The organism is Stutzerimonas sp. LR2, from assembly GCF_055755175.1.
Genome location: NZ_JBVTRR010000069.1, coordinates 1 through 749, shown reverse-complemented (window position 1 = coordinate 749; position 749 = coordinate 1). Strand labels below are relative to the sequence as shown.

The 749-nt window shown below is 42.9% G+C and carries 1 protein-coding gene; it reads left to right on the top strand.

Features of this window, described 5'->3' with window-relative positions; all coding sequences use genetic code 11:
• Positions 1–64: 64 nt before the first annotated feature.
• Positions 65–749, top strand: a 685-nt coding sequence (locus tag ACVRRC_RS22085; RefSeq protein ID WP_472997590.1) for an ISNCY family transposase, incomplete at its 3' end; no start/stop codon positions are given.

The window sequence follows — 749 nt, the reverse complement described above, 5'->3', positions numbered from 1 at the left end:
ATGGGGTTAACCTTTCTTTTTTCGACGTGGGGAAAGAAAAAGGATATTTCCTGGAGAAATGGTCATGAGTGCAGAAAGCTCAGGACGATTCACGTTGAAAGAATTAAATCGCATTAAGGTTCTACAAGATGTCATTGATCGTAAAATGACTCCAGGTCGTGCGGCCGTGGTACTCGGCATTACACCACGCCATTGTAGCCGACTTATAAAACGCTACCGTGAGCATGGCCCTTTAGGTATGAATAACATTGCTCGAGGCAATCCGAGTAACCGTTTATTGCCAAAATCATTCACTGACCAAATTGTGGATATCGTGAAGAAAAACTACCCTGATTTTGGCCCTACATTAGCGCGTGAAAAACTAGAAGAAATACATGGGCTGACTATTGGTAAAGAAACACTTCGTAGGTTGATGATCCGTGCAGGTTTATGGATCCCGAGAAAAATGCGAGCCCCAAAAATTCACCAACCACGGTATCGACGCCCTTGTACCGGTGAATTGATCCAAATTGATGGCTGTGACCATGATTGGTTCGAAGGACGTGGACCACAATGCACAGCATTAGTCTATGTTGATGATGCGACGAGTAAAATCATGGAGCTCCTTTTTGTCCAGGCTGAATCCACATTTACATACTTTAATGCCACTCGGCGTTATATTGAAAGACATGGAAAACCATTGGCATTTTACAGCGATAAAGCTGGCATATTTAGAATTAATAACAAAAATGCTATAGGTGGCGATGGTC